This is a genomic window from Ruminococcus difficilis, from assembly GCF_016680995.1.
This window is the reverse complement of record NZ_JAEQMG010000033.1, coordinates 2,501-3,891: the sequence shown is the minus strand read 5'-3', so window position 1 is coordinate 3,891 and position 1,391 is coordinate 2,501. Positions and strand designations below refer to the sequence as shown.

Below are 1,391 nucleotides of genomic sequence, written 5' to 3'. Positions count from 1 at the left end.
GTTATCCCCAGGGTAGCTTTTATCCGTTGAGCGACGGCATTTCCATTCACATACCGCCGGATCACTAACTCCAACTTTCGTTACTGCTCGCGCCGTCACGCTCGCAGTTAGGCTGGCTTATGCGTTTACACTCAGGGGCACGGTTTCCGTCCGTGCTGAGCCAACCTTTGAGCGCCTCCGTTACTTTTTCGGAGGCGACCGCCCCAGTCAAACTGCCCACCTGACAATGTCCCCCGACCAGATTCATGGCCGCAGGTTAGAATTCCAGCAATCTAAGAGCGGTATCCCAAGGACGACTCCCCGCAAGCTGACGCCCACGGTTCCTAGTCTCCCGCCTATCCTGTACATAAATTACCGAAACCCAATATCAAGCTGCAGTAAAGCTCCATGGGGTCTTTCCGTCTTGTCGCAGGTAACCGGCATCTTCACCGGTACTACAATTTCGCCGGGCGGGTAGTTGAGACAGTGCCCAGATCATTACACCATTCGTGCGGGTCGGAACTTACCCGACAAGGAATTTCGCTACCTTAGGACCGTTATAGTTACGGCCGCCGTTTACCGGGGCTTCAATTCAATGCTCTCACATCTCCTCTTAACCTTCCGGCACCGGGCAGGTGTCAGCCCCTATACGTCATCTTTCGATTTGGCAGAGACCTGTGTTTTTGCTAAACAGTTGCCTGGGCCTATTCACTGCGGCTCACCCGGAGGTGAGCACTCCTTATCCCGAAGTTACGGAGTCAATTTGCCGAGTTCCTTAACTACCCTTCTCCCGTTGGCCTTAGAATCCTCTTCCTATCTACCTGTGTCGGTTTGCGGTACGGGCACTTACCTTACATACACAGAGCTTTTCTCGCCCTCATCCAAGAACACTTCCCTACTATAATTTCAGTCCCTTACGCCCGGGTCAACCAACGCCCGGGATGTTCCCTTCAAAGGTGTCCCTCTGCTTAAGTGGTAAGCGGTTACGGAATATCAACCGTATGTGCATCGGCTACGCCTTTCGGCCTGACCTTAGCTCCCGACTTACTTGGAGCGGACGAACCTTCCTCCAAAAACCTTAGATTTTCGGCCAATATGATTCTCACATATTTCTCGCTACTCATTCCGGCATTCTCACTCGTATAAAGTCCACCAGCGCTTTCGCTCTGACTTCACCCCTTATACGACGCTCTCCTACCATGTGTACAGTTATTAACATCTTCCTCTTAGTTTAGCCTTATCAGGAATTTAGCGACGCTTCGCCTTTTCCTCTTCTATTCCTCTTCGCCTTTGACGCGTCGCGGAATTTTTTTCTTCTAAACTTTGCGAAAAACATTAATAACTGTACACATCCCAAGCTTCGGTGTATAGTTTAGCCCCGTTAAATTTTCGGCGCAGGGTCACTCGACCAG

General features: G+C 51.0%; 1 rRNA gene (cut by a window edge). It reads right to left on the bottom strand.

What is annotated here, in order from left to right:
- Positions 1–1,391: ribosomal RNA gene (locus tag JKK62_RS01730) — 23S ribosomal RNA — on the bottom strand; its annotated part runs 1,137 nt beyond the window's last position; the annotation flags it as partial.